Source organism: bacterium, from assembly GCA_037131655.1.
Taxonomy (GTDB): domain Bacteria; phylum Armatimonadota; class Fimbriimonadia; order Fimbriimonadales; family JBAXQP01; genus JBAXQP01.
This window is the reverse complement of record JBAXQP010000414.1, coordinates 1-1,960: the sequence shown is the minus strand read 5'-3', so window position 1 is coordinate 1,960 and position 1,960 is coordinate 1. Positions and strand designations below refer to the sequence as shown.

Below are 1,960 nucleotides of genomic sequence, written 5' to 3'. Positions count from 1 at the left end.
GTGTGCTCCTAAAGGGCACCGTGGGGTCAAATCCCACCCTCTCCGCCAATTTGCATCGAAAACCCCTTATTAACCAATAGAATCAAGGGTATTCGCCAATAAACAGGGCACTTCTGAATCCCCCTCAATACCCCCGAAATGCCCCCTTTAGGGGATGTGCAGGCCTTCGCCAGTGCTCTCGTCCATGAGGTAGGCTGAATACTTCTCCCTCTCGCCTCTGCCGCCATTGGAAGCGACCCAGCCCAGACAGAGAAGCAGGTCAGGAAACTCAGGATAGTCCCTCTTGCATTTCTTGGATTTGGTTGCCTTCATACCAATACATTGCAGGCAACCTTTCAAAATACGGAAATATCTGGTAATTAAATGGTTTTCTTCGGGTCGGAGACCATACTCTATGGTCAACATCTCAGTCATAACCGTGTGGACAGGCTGAGAGGCAGGGGGTATTGTCCCGACTTAGGCGATGATCTTATCGTGAAACGAATAGCATACTCCGCATGACATGAACGACGGATTGCTAAAACCTAGGTTAAGATTCGGACAGGGACTGGCGACTTGCTATGTCTTCTTCCTGCCGCTATGGATAATGTCATTGTCATACCCAGTCACAAGACAGTATGGGCACAATTTCGGGATACTTTTCGGTATTGCTGGGGTTCTTACGATGATGCCTTACGTTCAGCGTCGAGTGAGTTTCCTGACATGGTGGTTACTGGGCGTGATAGCTCCAATTGTTGCAATGCTGTTAGCTGTCCTTCTGGTTTCTGGATGCGCATCGACAAATCGACATATCCCAAAGATAGTTGGCCGATGGGAATATCTTGAGTCAACCAGTGATCTCGGTAATGTCCACATGGTTTGGCTGTTCACATCAGACGGCAAGACCGAATCGATAATAACGGCTCTTTCAGGTAAGAACAAAATGAGTGATCAAGGCACTTACTTGTTCACCTCAACTAACCTGACCTTTTATTTCAACAAATGGGGCTCAGACTCTTATGGGGTGGAGCATCTTGATGATAACAGTCTAAAAGTCAGACACGGCAGTTCGACGGTGGAATTCAAGAGGATCAAATGATCCCATTGGGATTGGGAGCCTTATCGCCGAGGTGCCTCCCATATCCGGAGAAACCCCAGAACGACTGGATTAGAATGAGGAGTTTGACAAGAATGAAGTCTATCATACCGATAATAGTTACCCTCCTTGGGCTTGCGGTAATTGCGACATCAATTCTGGCTTCAGCAAAAATGAGTGCAAGTGCCACAATGTTGTCATGCGGCATTTATCAATTGCGAACAGGAGAAAACGAAAAGCAGGTTCAAGATGTAGAGAAAGGGGCACGAGTGGTAATCAGGCAGATTGAAGCATCATACCGTCCTGTAATGTGGTTTGGTTCTGCCATTACGCTCCTTGGTGTGGTTGGGCTCTGGCTTAACACTCGCAAACCAGACCAATGAGAGCAAAGCATCCGGAGAAATTCCGAGATAGCGGGATCGGCATAAGAAAAAGTTAGATTTGGAGAAGAATGGGACACCGAACTGACATGCTGTGTTTCATAGTTCGAGCGTGGCGTAAGTATCCGCTTTTGGGTTTGAGCCAAGTGCTAGCCATGCTCATTGCAGTGCCTGCATTCATATCAACTGTCAGCTTTCTAAAGGCGGTATCACCTCAACAAGCAATGCACTCAATGTACGGCCACCCAATGCCAGCAGAATGGAGCGCAGGGGTTTGGAATCACGATCACTATTATCGCTGGTGTTTTATTGCGGAACACCCTGCATTGTTCTGGATTTCCGTTGTACTGCTCGTCATGGCAATCCTCTTTCTTTGGGCATCAATACTCTGGATGATCGGGGAAAATAGGAAAATCTAACCAAAGCCTTGTCGGCACCCGAAGTGGCATTTGTCAATTCTGTCTCATCTCTCTGCCAATGGTCTGCACTGAGGTCCCCCCTACAT

General features: G+C 47.7%; 3 protein-coding genes. All 3 read left to right on the top strand.

Translation table 11 applies throughout. The features are described from left to right. The first annotated feature begins 592 nt into the window (after positions 1-592). Positions 593-1,078, top strand: coding sequence for a hypothetical protein (locus WCO51_13125; GenBank protein MEI6514195.1), 486 nt, complete (start codon positions 593-595; stop codon positions 1,076-1,078). A 92-nt stretch (positions 1,079-1,170) separates the two neighbouring features. After that, entirely contained in the window at positions 1,171-1,458 is a 288-nt protein-coding gene (locus tag WCO51_13120; protein MEI6514194.1) for a hypothetical protein, read from the top strand. 68 nt (positions 1,459-1,526) lie between these two features. Beyond that, entirely contained in the window at positions 1,527-1,874 is a 348-nt protein-coding gene (locus WCO51_13115) for a hypothetical protein (protein MEI6514193.1), read from the top strand. The last annotated feature ends 86 nt before the right edge of the window (positions 1,875-1,960 follow it).